This window comes from Streptomyces tamarix (assembly GCF_032423885.1).
Classification (GTDB): Bacteria; Actinomycetota; Actinomycetes; order Streptomycetales; family Streptomycetaceae; genus Streptomyces; species Streptomyces tamarix.
In genome coordinates this window covers 169,146-183,062 of record NZ_JAWCTQ010000004.1, presented here as the reverse complement: position 1 = coordinate 183,062, position 13,917 = coordinate 169,146, and the positions used below count along the sequence as shown (strand labels likewise).

Here is a 13,917-nt window from a genome sequence, read left to right as displayed (position 1 = left end):
TCCATCATGTAACCTGCACGAAATTTCAGCGGAGGGCCAACGTCGTCCCTTCGGCACTCGCACATGCCACGACGACGACGGGAGAGCCGATGCGTTCCGACGCCTGGTCGCCCATGGACAGTCGCCCCGCTCCGCAGGGGATGTACGACCCCCGCAACGAACACGACGCGTGCGGCGTCGGGTTGGTGGCCACCCTCACCGGTGTCCCCAGCCACGAGCTGGTCGAGCAGGCGCTGACCGTACTGCGCAACCTGGAGCATCGCGGCGCGACCGGCTCCGAACCCGACTCCGGTGACGGCGCGGGCATCCTCATCCAGGTCCCGGACGCGTTCCTGCGCGAGGTCGCCGGATTCGCGCTGCCCGAGGCCGGCACGTACGCCGTCGGCGCCGCCTTCCTCCCCGAGAGCACCGCGGACGAGGCCGTCTCGCGCGTCGAGACGCTCGCCGCCGAGGAGGGCCTCACCGTCCTCGGCTGGCGCGAGGTCCCCGTCACCCCCGGCCTCCTGGGCGCCACCGCCCGCTCCACCATGCCTGTCTTCCGCCAGCTCTTCGTCACCGACGGCGGCGCCAGCTCCGGCATCGACCTGGACCGCAAGGCGTTCGTGCTGCGCAAGCGCGCCGAGCTGGAGCTGGGCGTCTACTTCGCGTCGCTGTCCTCCCGGACCCTGGTCTACAAGGGCATGCTCACCACCGGGCAGCTGGAGCCGTTCTTCCCGGACCTGTCCGACCGCCGCATCGCCAGCGCGCTCGCCCTGGTCCACTCCCGGTTCTCCACCAACACCTTCCCGAGCTGGCCGCTCGCCCACCCGTACCGCTTCGTCGCCCACAACGGCGAGATCAACACGGTCCAGGGCAACCGCAACTGGATGCGCGCCCGCGAGTCCCAGCTCGTCTCCGACCTCTTCGGCGACAAGAACCTGGAGCGGATCTTCCCGATCTGCACCCCGGACGCGTCCGACTCCGCCTCCTTCGACGAGGTCCTGGAGCTGCTGCACCTCGGCGGACGCTCCCTGCCCCACGCGGTGCTGATGATGGTCCCCGAGGCGTGGGAGAACCACGACTCCATGGACCCGGCCCGGCGCGCCTTCTACCAGTACCACTCCACGATGATGGAGCCCTGGGACGGCCCCGCCTGCGTCACCTTCACCGACGGCACCCAGATCGGCGCCGTCCTGGACCGCAACGGCCTGCGCCCCGGCCGCTACTGGGTCACCGAGGACGGCCTCGTCGTCCTCTCCTCCGAGGTCGGCGTCCTCGACGTGGAGCCCGGCAAGGTCGTCCGCAAGGGCCGCCTCCAGCCCGGCAAGATGTTCCTCGTCGACACCGCGGAGCACCGCATCATCGAGGACGACGAGATCAAGGCGAAGCTCGCCGCCGAGCACCCGTACCAGGAGTGGCTGGAGAGCGGGATCATCGAGCTGGGCGACCTGCCCGAGCGCGAGCACATCGTCCACACCCACGCCTCGGTCACCCGCCGCCAGCAGACCTTCGGCTACACCGAGGAGGAGCTGCGCGTCATCCTCGCGCCGATGGCCCGCACCGGTGCCGAGCCGATCGGCTCCATGGGCACCGACTCGCCCATCGCCGCGCTCTCCGACCGGCCGCGCCTGCTGTTCGACTACTTCACCCAGCTGTTCGCGCAGGTCACCAACCCGCCGCTGGACGCCATCCGCGAGGAACTCGTCACCTCGCTGCTCTCCTCGCTCGGCCCCCAGGGCAACCTGCTGGAGCCGACCGCCGCGTCCTGCCGCAGCGTCACCCTGCCGTTCCCGGTCATCGACAACGACGAGCTGGCCAAGCTCATCCACGTCAACGCCGACGGCGACATGCCCGGCATGACCGCCGTCACCCTCTCCGGCCTGTACCGGGTCTCCGGCGGCGGCGACGCCCTCGCCGCCCGGATCGAGGAGATCTGCGCCGAGGCCGACGCCGCCATCGAGGACGGCGCCCGCCTCATCGTCCTGTCCGACCGGCACTCCGACGCCGAGCACGCGCCGATCCCCTCGCTGCTGCTCACCTCGGCCGTTCACCACCACCTCATCCGCACCAAGCAGCGCACCCAGGTGGGCCTGCTGGTCGAGGCCGGCGACGTCCGCGAGGTCCACCACGTCGCGCTGCTCATCGGCTACGGCGCCGCCGCGGTCAACCCGTACCTCGCCATGGAGACCGTCGAGGACCTCGTCCGCGCCGGCACGTTCATCGAGGGCGTCGAGCCCGAGCAGGCCATCCGCAACCTGATATACGCCCTCGGCAAGGGCGTGCTGAAGGTCATGTCGAAGATGGGCATCTCGACCGTCGCCTCCTACCGCGGCGCCCAGGTCTTCGAGGCCATCGGCCTCGACCAGGACTTCGTCGACGCGTACTTCAACGGCACCTCCAGCAAGATCGGCGGCGCCGGCCTCGACGTCATCGCCAAGGAGGTCGCCGCCCGCCACGCCAAGGCGTACCCGGCCAGCGGCATCGCGCCGGCCCACCGCGCCCTGGAGATCGGCGGCGAGTACCAGTGGCGCCGCGAGGGCGAGCCGCACCTGTTCGACCCCGAGACGGTCTTCCGCCTCCAGCACGCCACGCGCACCAAGCGGTACGACATCTTCAAGAAGTACACGGACCGGGTGAACGAGCAGTCCGAGCGGCTGATGACGCTGCGCGGCCTGTTCGGCTTCAAGTCCGACCGCCCCTCGATCCCCCTGGAGGAGGTCGAGCCGGTCAGCGAGATCGTCAAGCGGTTCTCCACCGGCGCCATGTCGTACGGCTCCATCTCCAAGGAGGCGCACGAGACCCTCGCCATCGCCATGAACCAGCTGGGCGCCAAGTCCAACACCGGTGAGGGCGGCGAGGACCCGGACCGCCTCTACGACCCGGCCCGCCGGTCGGCCATCAAGCAGGTCGCCTCCGGCCGCTTCGGCGTCACCAGCGAGTACCTCGTCAACGCCGACGACATCCAGATCAAGATGGCCCAGGGCGCCAAGCCCGGCGAGGGCGGCCAGCTCCCCGGCCACAAGGTGTACCCGTGGGTGGCCAAGACCCGGCACTCCACGCCCGGCGTCGGCCTGATCTCCCCGCCGCCGCACCACGACATCTACTCCATCGAGGACCTGGCCCAGCTGATCCACGACCTCAAGAACGCCAACCCGGCCGCCCGCATCCACGTGAAGCTGGTGTCCGAGGTCGGCGTCGGCACGGTCGCGGCCGGCGTGTCCAAGGCCCACGCGGACGTGGTGCTCATCTCCGGCCACGACGGCGGCACGGGCGCCTCCCCGCTCACCTCGCTGAAGCACGCGGGCGGCCCCTGGGAGCTCGGCCTCGCCGAGACCCAGCAGACCCTGCTGCTCAACGGACTGCGCGACCGGATCGTCGTCCAGACCGACGGCCAGCTCAAGACCGGCCGCGACGTGGTCATCGCCGCGCTCCTCGGCGCCGAGGAGTTCGGCTTCGCCACCGCGCCGCTCGTCGTCTCCGGCTGCGTCATGATGCGCGTCTGCCACCTGGACACCTGCCCGGTCGGCATCGCCACGCAGAACCCGGTGCTGCGCGAGCGGTTCGCCGGCAAGCCCGAGTTCGTCGTGAACTTCTTCGAGTTCATCGCCGAGGAGGTCCGCGAGCTCCTCGCCGAGCTGGGCTTCCGCACGCTGGACGAGGCGGTCGGCCACGCCGAGCTCCTCGACACCACGCGCGCCGTGGACCACTGGAAGACCCAGGGACTCGACCTGTCCCCGCTGTTCCACGTCCCCGAGCTGCCCGAGGGCGCCGTCCGCCACCAGGTCGTCGGACAGGACCACGGCCTGGAGAAGGCCCTGGACAACCAGCTCATCGAGCTGGCCGCCGACGCGCTCGGCGCGGCGAGCGCCGAGGAGGCCCGGCCGGTCCGCGCCCAGCTGCCGATCCGCAACATCAACCGGACGGCCGGCACCATGCTCGGCCACGAGGTGACCAAGCGGTTCGGCGGGGCGGGCCTGCCCGACGACACGATCGACATCACCTTCACCGGCTCCGCGGGCCAGTCGTTCGGCGCGTTCGTGCCGCGCGGCGTGACCCTCCGCCTGGAGGGCGACGCCAACGACTACGTCGGCAAGGGCCTGTCCGGCGGTCGCCTCATCGTCCGCCCGGACCGCGCCGCCGACCACCTGGCCGAGTACTCGACCATCGCCGGCAACACCATCGCGTACGGCGCGACCGGCGGCGAGATCTTCCTGCGCGGCCGCACCGGCGAGCGCTTCTGCGTCCGCAACTCCGGCGCGCTGGTGGTCTCCGAGGGCGTCGGCGACCACGGCTGCGAGTACATGACCGGCGGGTACGCCGTCGTCCTCGGCGAGACGGGACGGAACTTCGCGGCCGGCATGTCCGGCGGTGTCGCCTACGTCATCGACCTCGACCCGGACAACGTCAACTCCGGCAACCTGACGGCCGTCGAGGCCCTCGACGACGCCGACAAGGCGTGGCTGCACGACGTGGTGCGCCGCCACCACGAGGAGACCGGCTCCACCGTCGCCGAGAAGCTCCTCGCCGAGTGGTCCGTCGCCGCGGACCGCTTCAGCAAGATCATCCCGTCCACGTACAAGGCAGTGCTCGCCGCCAAGGACGCCGCCGAGCGGGCCGGCCTCTCCGAGGCCGAGACCACCGAGAAGATGATGGAGGCGGCGACCAATGGCTGACCCCAAGGGCTTCCTGACCACCGGGCGCGAAGGCGCCCAGAGCCGCCCGGTGAGCGAGCGCGTCAAGGACTGGAACGAGGTCTACGTCCCCGGCTCCCTGCTGCCGATCATCAGCAAGCAGGCGTCGCGGTGCATGGACTGCGGCATCCCGTTCTGCCACAACGGCTGTCCCCTCGGAAACCTCATCCCCGAGTGGAACGACTTCGCCTACCGCGAGGACTGGGGCGCCGCGTACGAGCGGCTGCACGCCACCAACAACTTCCCGGAGTTCACCGGGCGGCTCTGCCCCGCGCCCTGCGAGGCGGCGTGCGTGCTCGGCATCAACCAGCCGGCCGTCACCATCAAGAACGTCGAGGTCTCGATCATCGACAAGGCGTGGGAGTCCGGCAACGTGACCCCGCAGCCCCCGGAGCGGCTCTCCGGCAAGACCGTCGCCGTCATCGGCTCCGGCCCGGCCGGCCTCGCCGCCGCCCAGCAGCTGACCCGCGCCGGCCACACGGTCGCCGTGTACGAGCGCGCCGACCGCATCGGCGGCCTGCTCCGGTACGGCATCCCCGAGTTCAAGATGGAGAAGCGGCACATCAACCGCCGCATCGAGCAGATGCGCGCGGAGGGCACCCGCTTCCGCACCGGCGTCGAGATCGGCCGCGACCTCAAGGCCACGGACCTGCGCAAGCGGTACGACGCGGTCGTCATCGCGGCGGGCGCCACCACCGCCCGCGACCTGCCCGTCCCGGGCCGCGAGCTCAAGGGCGTCTACCAGGCGATGGAGTACCTGCCGCTCGCCAACAAGGTGCAGGAGGGCGACTTCGTCACCCCGCCGATCACCGCCGAGGGCAAGCACGTCGTCGTCATCGGCGGCGGCGACACCGGCGCGGACTGCGTGGGCACCGCCCACCGCCAGGGCGCGCTGTCCGTCACCCAGCTGGAGATCATGCCCAAGCCGGGGGAGGAGCGGGCGCCGCACCAGCCGTGGCCGACGTTCCCCATGCTGTACAAGGTCACCTCGGCCCACGAGGAGGGCGGTGAGCGGGTCTACTCCGTCTCCACCACCCACTTCGAGGGCGACGAGGACGGCAACGTCCAGTGGCTGCACATGGTCGAGGTGGAGTTCATCGACGGTAAGCTGACGCAGAAGCCCGGCACCGAGCGGAAGATCCCCGCCCAGCTGGTCACCCTCGCCATGGGCTTCACCGGCACCGACGTCCACAACGGCATGGTCGAGCAGTTCGGCCTGGAGCTCGACGAGCGCGGCAACATCGCCCGCGACGCCGACTTCCAGACGAACGTGCCGGGGGTCTTCGTCGCCGGCGACGCGGGCCGCGGCCAGTCGCTCATCGTGTGGGCCATCGCCGAAGGCCGCTCCGCGGCCCGCGGGGTGGACCGCTACCTGACCGGTGCCAGCGACCTGCCGGCCCCGATCCGCCCGACCGACCGCGCGCTCACGGTCTGACCGTCCGCGCCCCACAACGTCCCGTACAACGGCGTGCGGAACACAGCAGCGCCTGCCACGTCCCCGACCGGACCATGGCGGGCGCTGCGCCATGTCGCGGCGCCCTTTCGCCGCGGTGGGGGACTCCGGCTTCGGCGCGGCCTGTGGGCCCGGCTGGGCCGTGGTGCGTGGGCCCGGCTTCGGCGCGGTGCGTGGCCCTGGTGCCGCCGTAGTGTGATTCCGGTCTCCCGTGGTGTGATTCCGGCGCGCACGGAACACGACACGGGGCGCCGCGCACGGCCGGCGCCCGGGGGGAGCACACATGGCCATCGACCTGCGGAAGATCGAACGGACCGCGCCCGCGCTGGTCGACCTCTACAAGCGCGCGGGCGCCTCCCTGCGCAGGCACGGACTGGAGGGGCAGCGGGCGGCGGTCTACCTGGTCGTCGACCACTCCGGCTCCATGCGCCCCTACTACCGCGACGGCAGCGTCCAGGCCCTGGCCGACCGGGTGCTCGGGCTCGCCGCCCACCTGGACGACGACGGGCGCGTCCCGGTCGTGTTCTTCTCCACCGGCGTGGACGCCGTCACCGTCGTCGAACTCGCCGACCACCGGGGCCGGGTCGACCGGATCGCGGCCGGTCTCGGCCACATGGGGAGGACCAACTACCACCTCGCCATGGACGCCGTCATCGACCACCACCTCGACAGCGGCACCACCGACCCGGCCCTCGTCGTCTTCCAGACCGACGGCGGACCCACCAGCAGGCTCCTCGCCGAGAAGTACGTGTGCAAGGCGGCCCGGCTGCCGATGTTCTGGCAGTTCGTGGGCTTCGGCGACCCCGGCAGCCACCAGTTCGACTTCCTGCGCCGCCTCGGCGAACTGCCCGTACCGGCCCGGCGCCCCGTCGACAACACCGGCTTCTTCCATGCCGGGCGGGACCCGCGTCGCGTCCCCGACGACGTGCTGTACGACCGTCTGGTCGGGCGGTTCCCGTCCTGGCTCGCCGCGGCCCGCGCCCAGGGCGTTATCCGGGGGACGACACCGGTCCGAAGTGACAGTCTTGGCACATGAGTTCCCTGGTGAGACACGTGACCATCGACTGCGCCGACGCCTACGCGCTGGCCTCCTTCTGGGCCGCCGTCCTCGAAGCGCCCCTCTCCGACGACGACCGGCCCGGCGACCCGGAAGCGCTGGTGCGGGCACCGGGGGTGGGCCTCCTCTTCGTGACCGTCCCCGAGGGCAAGACCGTCAAGAACCGGCTGCACCTGGACCTCCAGCCGCAGGACCGCACCCGCGACGAGGAGGTGGAGCGCCTCCTCGCCCTCGGCGCGGTCCTCGTCGCCGACCGCCGCCGACCGGACGGCACGGGCTGGGCGGTCCTGGCCGACATCGAGGCCAACGAGTTCTGCGTCGAGCGCAGCGCCGCCGAACGCGCGGACTGACCCCGAGCGACCCGGCCCGGCGGCCCGGGCGGCCGGGCCGACGCGGGTGGCGCGGGGCGGCCGGGCCGGCGCGGGCGCCCGCCGCCGGGGCGCCGCCCGGGCCCGGGGGCGCCGCCCGGGTCCTGGGCGCCGGCCTCCCGTCCCCCGAGGCCGGGGACACGTGGGGGGACAGGGGCGGGACTGATCATCACCGCGGCGTACGGCCGCCCCGTCCCGTGCTGATGCTGCTCGGTACGGAGGACCCTGGAGCGAGCGCCCCGCCGGAAGCCGACCCGGCGGGGCGCCCGTGCGTCACGCCGCCTTGACCACGTCGACCCGTGCCACCTCGCTCCACTGGACCAGGAGCCGCTGGTACTCCGCCGCGCGGCCGGGGACATCGGGCTCCCCCACGAGCAGACGGACCGCCGCGCTGATCCGCGCAGCAGCAGGGCGCAGCCGGCCGTGGGGCCTGGAGGGAGAGGGCATGGACAAAGCGTACGGACCTGCACCGACAACCCACCGCCTCTCGGGCGCTGTTGCTCGAACAGCGGCGGTCTACTGAACTTGAACCCGTGATGTCGATCGGCTCGTGGTGGCGGCGTCAGGGTCCGAGACCGCCGGCCGTAGCCAGCGCCGCGCCGCGGAGAGATTCACCTCGACGTCATCGCTCCAAGAGCAGACCTCCAGCCATGAGAGGTAACCGCCTTGTGCAAAGACCAGGACCTCGCCGGGGCACTCGCCGGTTTCGGTGAACAGTTGCACGTCGGCGGCCACGACGGTGCCGAGGCCCGTTGGCGCGGGCTCCACCGCGTCGGTGTCGAGTTCGAAGTCGGCAGCGCCGCACCCACACTCACAGCGGGATCGCACCCTGAGTTGGGGCACCTGCCGTCGGAGGGCGACGTGAACGGGCTCGTCCGGGCTCAGGATGAGATCAAGCACGTCGGCTACGTCCTCGGGCAGGCTGTCAGTCATGCCGCGACCATAGCTGACCAGCAGCTTTGTGCTTCGATCAATTTCGGGTCGGCCGCCCCGACCCTCACAGGACCAGGGCCAGGTCGGTGCCTGCGAGGCAACCGTCGATGACCTCCGGCCGGTACTGCAGCGTCTTCAGTTCGCGCTTCACGGCGCGGGTGATCTGGCCGAGGTCGGCCGCGGCGAGGGTGCCGATGTCACGCTTGATGGCGGTCACGCAAGAGTGCCGACTCCGACGCCACGTCTTCTCGTAGGACGGCCCGGAGAGGCGGGGCGGCAGAGTTTCGAGGCAGACAGCCGGTGTCGACCGTCTGTCCGATGGGGAGCCTAGGCTGGATGCGTTCCCCCAAAGGCTCTGTGAGCTGAGGAAACGCGGTGGACGGCGACCTAATCGGAGGCGTATCTTCCGCATGCGGTCTCCCGATGGGCCGTATCCGTGCACGGCGCTTGGGGAAACGCCGGCTTCGTCGTTCCTCGTGGGGGGTACTTTCGTGTTGATCTGTTCCGTCTGCCGCAGACCGGTGGCGACGGCCGATGACGGCCGCTGCGGGGACTGCGCCTCCTCGCAGACGTCGAGCGGGGCCAGGTCCGCTGCGTCGTCGCTGCTCCGGCCGGTGCGCGCGTCTCTTCGCTCGCCGGTCGGACTCGGGCGGGCGGTGATGATCTTGTTGGGTGTGGTGGTTCTCACCGACATCGCCGCGATCGCCGCCACGGTGAACACGCGTGCCTTGCTCTCCCCGATGAGGGAACGCCCCTTCGCCTTTCCCTCAGAAGCCGAGGGCGAGCGTGCGGACTGGTTCGTGTACATCACGACATCCCTGCAGATGATGGCCTTCCTCGCCGCCGGAGTGGTCTTCATCATCTGGTTCCACCGAGTGCGCAAGAACGCCGACGTCTTCGCCCCCGACCTGTTCAAGCGGGGCTCGGGCTGGGCGATCGGGTCCTGGTTCATTCCCCTCGCGTTCCTGTGGCTGCCCCGAGGGATCGCCGTACAGGTCTGGACCGCGAGCCGGCCCCGCCCGTACGCGGGCGACGAGCACGAACCTTCCACCCCCGTGAACCTGTGGTGGGGAGCCTTCCTGGCGACCTGGCTGGTCACACGCCTGGTCAACTGGCGCTACGAGGCGGCCGAAACCCCGCAGGAGATCGTGTCCGCCACCGAACTGCTCGTCGCAGCCGGGATCGTCGACATCGTCGCCGCGCTCCTTGCGATCCGATTCGTGCACAAATTGACCGGGATGCAGCGCGCCCGGGTCACAGAACGCACGCGCCCCGCCCCAGACCCCCACCACCTGGCGCCGGCCGATGCCGGCGGCATTGCTCCGACCGCAGGGTGACACCACACCCGGAGCGGTACTGATGAACAGGTGCCCACGGGGGTTGAATCAGTGGCTGTGGACTACGGCGAGATCTGGCGGACCCGATGGCCCAGAGCAAAGTGATCTCCACGCCTTCCAGGTCGGCATGGGCCGGCGCCGCTGTGGCTGACCATCCGGACGTTGCCACACTTCGACCCGGTCGACCACCGCGAGCGTCATGCGGTCGAGTGCGGGATCAACCGCCTCAAGAGGCACCGAGCCGTCGTCACTCGGTACGACAAGCTCGCAGTCCGTTACGAGGCGATCATCCTCGTCGCGGCCATCACCGAATGGCTGTGACCACTCAGAGAGAGCGCTGCATGCACACCAACCGCTCCCGCTCATCCCATGACTGGGTGACAGCGAAGCCGAGCCGTTCGTACAGAGCAATGGCCCCAGTCCGCCATTCCCACACCGAAAGCCGGACAGTGTGCACCCCGCCCTCCGCGGCCTGGGCGAGCGCAGCGCCGAGCAGGGCCGAGGCAACGCCACGGCCACGGGACTTCGGCGCGGTCCAGAGCCTCTTGATCTCCGACTGCCCGTTGTACGGGGAGGTCACCACCAGGCACCCCACAGCGGCGTCGTCCAGGAGAGCCACCAGTACGACATCGTCGGCGAATGCGGTCCGGGGGTCGGTGATCTCTTCCCGGTAGCGGTCCGGCAGCCCATGCACGTCGGCTACCGATTCGCCTTTCTCGGCCTCCGTCTGAAGATGGTAGGCGGCCAGCAGCGCGGCCAGGCCGTCCTCGACCGGAGGGGTCTGGCCTGGCCAGCGGACGACAGCAACCTCGCGGTGATCAGTCATGACGCCAGCATCACACGAGAAGGACCGGGCTCTCTGCGGGCTCTTTCGGTATACGACCTAGGGTCGTTCCGGTCCCCGGGACAAGTCGGGGTACTGCCGTTCGAGCTCTTGCCGCACTGCTTCGTGAGTCGGATCGACGACGCTCCACGAGTGTGCGGCCGGGTGGTTCCGGAACAGCGTGCACGCGTCCCCGTACGCGCCCCCGGCGACCTCGCACCAGGGCAGCAGGACGAAACGTCCGCCGAGTGCGTCCCAGCGGAACCAGACCGCTCCGCCCCACGCGTCCTCCTCCCAGCAGCACTCCGCGTGTTCTCCGTCGTGCTTCTCGCCCAGTTCGCACGAGGGGTAGCCGATCTCCCCCGTCGGAGACCGGACGGCGGTAAGAGCGGTGCACTGCAGCACAGGTGTCCTTCCTGGGGGAGGGGAGAGGGGCTGCCGCGGCGGCGGCAACCGTGTTCTTGGCCTTGCCCGTCACCCTGTTCTCCCGGCGGAGCGGTGAAGGACCGGCCGGCTGCCGACCGTCAGCCAGACAGCCGACCGGAGTGGTGCCCGCCCCCGCCACAGAGCGAGTCGCGGTCCCCGTGCTGTCCGGGAACGGGGGCCTGTGCGGCGGGGGCCTTACAGCGGCCGGGCCCCGGGCCGGCGCGTGGACACGGCCTCGGACTGGCTGCGGCGGGGCACGCCCCAGTCGTCGAGCCGGTACGCCACCCACCGCCGGTCGATCTGGAAAGCCCGCGCGAGGGACGCGACGGACTCGCCGTCCCGGTACCGCTTGATCACGTCTTTCCGAGCCCGGTCGAATCTCTCGCGCGCTTTTCGCACTTCCTCGGACGTCCGGGGAGCCACGCGCCCCGGATAGATGCGTCCACCAGCCCGGGTCGCGTGCGCGGCCTGGTTCTGTCGACGGGGAACGCCCCAATCGTTGAAGCGCTCCGTCAGCCACCCCTGCGTCACGCCGTAGTCCGCAGCTATCCGGGGCACGGACTCGCCGGCCCGGTACCGCTCGATGATCGTTTCTCTGTCCGCGCGGGCGGCCTCCCGCGCGGCGGCCTTCTCAGCTCGGGTAAGGCGCACGGCCCTGTCTCCACGGATCCCCGGCGAGTACGTACAGCGGGCGCGACACCCCGCCGACCCGGTGGCACACCGACTCGGGCCACGGCGGACCGAGGTCGTTGGTGGGAAGCCGGACCGGCCAGACGGACAAGGTGTACGCACAGTCCGTGTCCCGGACGACCACGAACAGCGGGTCCCCGCCCTTGATGCCTTCGCGGGCGGCGCGCTGTTCTTCGAGACCGTCGGCCCACACCCGAAGCTCGGTGGGGCAGTCGGGGGCAGCAGCGGTACCTTGGCGCATGGCCGGCCGTACCCACGCCGAGCGGTTCGGGTCGGGGTCGAGGCGGTCCGCGATGCGCAGCGCCTCACCGCGGAGCCACCGGAGCGCGAGCACCGGGGAAATGGTCTGGAAGGTGCCCAGGACGTACTGCGCGGTTTCCCCCGTGCCGTACACGGGCCCCTCGGCGCGCACCTCGCACCCGTAGCCCGCCGTCTCCGGGCTCATGACCGGCCTCCCGGCTCGCGGTACGTGTCCGACCCACCCGGTAGTGCGGATGCCGTGTCGACTTCCCGGGCCAGCGCGGACACCGTGCGCCGTACCTGCGGAAGGGCGCTTCGCCACCACTCCTCCTCCGCGGCGCGCCTGGCGGCCAGGGCGCCCACCTGGTGGCGAAGCTCGCGCACGAACCGCTCGTCAAAGGCAGCTTCAGCGAACGCGGCAGCTCGTCTCCGTCGGGCACTGAGCAACAGCACGGGACGCGTGAACTGCCCTTCCAGGGACCACCACATCGCCAGTGCGGCCCACCGGCCACGGGCCCGGCTCACAGCAGTTCACCCCGGCTCCGGGCGTTCTGCCGAGCGGTTATGGCGTGCAGTCGCTCGGAGGGGGAGGCCGCACGGACGTGCTGGGGGGCGGCTTCCCACGCGGGCCCACCGCTGACGGGACGCAGCGACCAGCACGGGCCGACGACTTCCCGGAACTCTCCGACGCGGTCACCACAACTGGTGTCCACCACGAGCGTGCCGGGGGCCGGAGCTTGTGGGGGTTCGTACCCGTCTGCGGGAACGGCAGTAGACACCTTCGCTCCTCTCCGTAGTGATTCCACTACCAGGGCGGCTCAGCGTGTCCTAGAGTCGAGAACCCTTCAACGTGTCAGGGAGGAAGGAAGGGTTGTGGTCAACCGCAAAGTGCTGGATCCCGAAAGCAGTCCGGAAGCGGCCTACGGCGCACGGGTGCGCAGGTTACGGGAAGCTCGGGCGTGGAGTCAGGAAGACTTAGCCGCGCATACGGCATATTCCAGCAAGCATGTTTCAGCCGTCGAAACTGCCCGCAAGCCGCCGACTCTTCCCTTCTCGCGGGCCCTCGACTTGGCCTTTGGCACTGCGGGCACTGCTGATTCGTTCGAACGCGAGTGGCGCGAGCTACGGCATGGTGCGCTGTTGGAAGGGTTCCCGGAGTACGTGGAACACGAGGGGCGGGCTGTAGAGCTCCGGTTGTTCGATACCGGGATTGTTCCGGGCCTGTTGCAGACCTCGGAGTACGCCCGTTGCCTGGCGGACAGTAAGGCCCGGCGAGGAGCCATGACGCCCGACCAGGCTGACGATCTAGTGGCGTTCCTGGCGGAGCGGCAGGCTACGCTCGTGCGTCATCGCCCACCGACGATGCTGGTCGTGATGGACGAGAGCTGTATCCGGAGGCAGGTGGGTGGCCCGAGGACGATGGGGGCGCAGCTTGACCACCTGTTGGAGTTCGCCGAACGGCCGAACACGGTTCTCCAAATCGCACCCTTTGAGATAGGCGAGCAACGCGCCCTGTACCTTCCGACAAACCTGTTGACCATGCCGAACATGACCGTCGTTGCCTACGCCGAGTCGCAGATCCGCGGTTACCTGGAGCGGGACTCGGCAGCAGTGTTCCCCCTGTTGACGGCCTACCATCAGTTGCAGGCCGAAGCCCTCCCCCAGAGCGCGACGGTTGACATGATCCGCGAGGTACGAAAGGGCTACCCGTGACCGAAAACCCGCAGTGGTTCAAGTCCTCCTACAGTGACACTGGCGGCAACTGCGTGGAGGTCGCCACGGACCTTGTGCCCACGCGCGGCGTGGTTCCCGTCCGTGACTCGAAGGTTCCGGCTGGTCCGGTCCTGAGCTTCCCCGCCGAGGCGTTCTCTTCCTTCGTGGAGGGTGTCAAGCGCGGAGAGGCCGGCGTCGCCTGAGCAC

Annotated in this window: 14 protein-coding genes and 1 pseudogene; 8 read left to right on the top strand and 7 right to left on the bottom strand. The window is 70.4% G+C overall.

All coding sequences use genetic code 11. The features are described from left to right. Positions 1 to 89: 89 nt before the first annotated feature. The 4 genes from gltB (at position 90) to RND61_RS05260 (ending at position 7,530) form a co-directional block, all read left to right on the top strand. Positions 90 to 4,652: a glutamate synthase large subunit gene (gene gltB / locus RND61_RS05275; RefSeq protein ID WP_315876508.1), complete on the top strand. Its 4,563-nt coding sequence runs from the start codon at positions 90 to 92 to the stop codon at positions 4,650 to 4,652. Further along, positions 4,645 to 6,105 carry a glutamate synthase subunit beta gene (locus RND61_RS05270; RefSeq protein WP_315876507.1) on the top strand — a complete coding sequence of 487 codons (1,461 nt, stop codon included), beginning with the start codon at positions 4,645 to 4,647 and terminating at the stop codon, positions 6,103 to 6,105. The genes gltB and RND61_RS05270 overlap by 8 nt, the downstream gene beginning before the upstream one ends. Positions 6,106 to 6,406: 301 nt before the next feature. Beyond that, complete coding sequence (locus RND61_RS05265) at positions 6,407 to 7,159, top strand: VWA domain-containing protein (protein ID WP_315876506.1); 753 nt, start codon at positions 6,407 to 6,409, stop codon at positions 7,157 to 7,159. Continuing rightward, the gene (locus RND61_RS05260) at positions 7,156 to 7,530 is read left to right on the top strand and encodes a VOC family protein (RefSeq protein WP_315876505.1); all 375 of its coding nucleotides are present in this window, start codon (positions 7,156 to 7,158) and stop codon (positions 7,528 to 7,530) included. The genes RND61_RS05265 and RND61_RS05260 overlap by 4 nt, the downstream gene beginning before the upstream one ends. Before the next feature lie 291 nt (positions 7,531 to 7,821). On the opposite strand, the gene RND61_RS05255 is transcribed toward RND61_RS05260, so the two are convergent. The 3 genes from RND61_RS05255 to RND61_RS05245 form a co-directional block, all read right to left on the bottom strand. Beyond that, a complete protein-coding gene (locus RND61_RS05255) occupies positions 7,822 to 7,995 on the bottom strand; it encodes a hypothetical protein (RefSeq protein ID WP_315876504.1) in 174 nt (57 codons plus the stop codon). 69 nt (positions 7,996 to 8,064) lie between these two features. Then, positions 8,065 to 8,481 carry a hypothetical protein gene (locus RND61_RS05250; protein WP_315876503.1) on the bottom strand — a complete coding sequence of 139 codons (417 nt, stop codon included), beginning with the start codon at positions 8,479 to 8,481 and terminating at the stop codon, positions 8,065 to 8,067. Positions 8,482 to 8,545: 64 nt separating this feature from the next. Beyond that, positions 8,546 to 8,698, bottom strand: coding sequence for a hypothetical protein (locus RND61_RS05245; protein ID WP_315876502.1), 153 nt, complete (start codon positions 8,696 to 8,698; stop codon positions 8,546 to 8,548). 457 nt (positions 8,699 to 9,155) lie between these two features. Here RND61_RS05245 and RND61_RS05240 point away from each other — a divergent pair, with 457 nt between their 5' ends. After that, positions 9,156 to 9,818: a DUF4328 domain-containing protein gene (locus tag RND61_RS05240; protein ID WP_315876501.1), complete on the top strand. Its 663-nt coding sequence runs from the start codon at positions 9,156 to 9,158 to the stop codon at positions 9,816 to 9,818. 165 nt (positions 9,819 to 9,983) lie between these two features. After that, a pseudogene (locus RND61_RS05235) lies at positions 9,984 to 10,139 on the top strand (IS5 family transposase); the annotation flags it as partial. Positions 10,140 to 10,143: 4 nt separating this feature from the next. Here the strand turns inward: RND61_RS05235 and RND61_RS05230 are convergent. From RND61_RS05230 to RND61_RS05215, 4 genes are all read right to left on the bottom strand, one after another. Continuing rightward, positions 10,144 to 10,644: a GNAT family N-acetyltransferase gene (locus RND61_RS05230; RefSeq protein WP_315876499.1), complete on the bottom strand. Its 501-nt coding sequence runs from the start codon at positions 10,642 to 10,644 to the stop codon at positions 10,144 to 10,146. A gap of 57 nt (positions 10,645 to 10,701) precedes the next feature. Beyond that, positions 10,702 to 11,046 (bottom strand): hypothetical protein, encoded by a 345-nt coding sequence (locus tag RND61_RS05225; protein ID WP_315876498.1) that lies wholly within the window; start codon positions 11,044 to 11,046, stop codon positions 10,702 to 10,704. 216 nt (positions 11,047 to 11,262) lie between these two features. After that, positions 11,263 to 11,424, bottom strand: a complete 162-nt coding sequence (locus RND61_RS05220) for a hypothetical protein (RefSeq protein ID WP_315876497.1) — start codon at positions 11,422 to 11,424, stop codon at positions 11,263 to 11,265. A 274-nt stretch (positions 11,425 to 11,698) separates the two neighbouring features. Beyond that, on the bottom strand, positions 11,699 to 12,202 hold the full coding sequence (locus tag RND61_RS05215) for a hypothetical protein (RefSeq protein ID WP_315876496.1): 504 nt from the start codon (positions 12,200 to 12,202) through the stop codon (positions 11,699 to 11,701). A 668-nt stretch (positions 12,203 to 12,870) separates the two neighbouring features. Between RND61_RS05215 and RND61_RS05205 the strand changes: the two genes are divergently transcribed. After that, complete coding sequence (locus RND61_RS05205; protein WP_315876493.1) at positions 12,871 to 13,710, top strand: helix-turn-helix domain-containing protein; 840 nt, start codon at positions 12,871 to 12,873, stop codon at positions 13,708 to 13,710. Further along, positions 13,707 to 13,913, top strand: a complete 207-nt coding sequence (locus RND61_RS05200) for a DUF397 domain-containing protein (RefSeq protein WP_315876492.1) — start codon at positions 13,707 to 13,709, stop codon at positions 13,911 to 13,913. Before RND61_RS05205 ends, RND61_RS05200 begins: the two co-directional genes overlap by 4 nt. Positions 13,914 to 13,917: the final 4 nt, after the last annotated feature.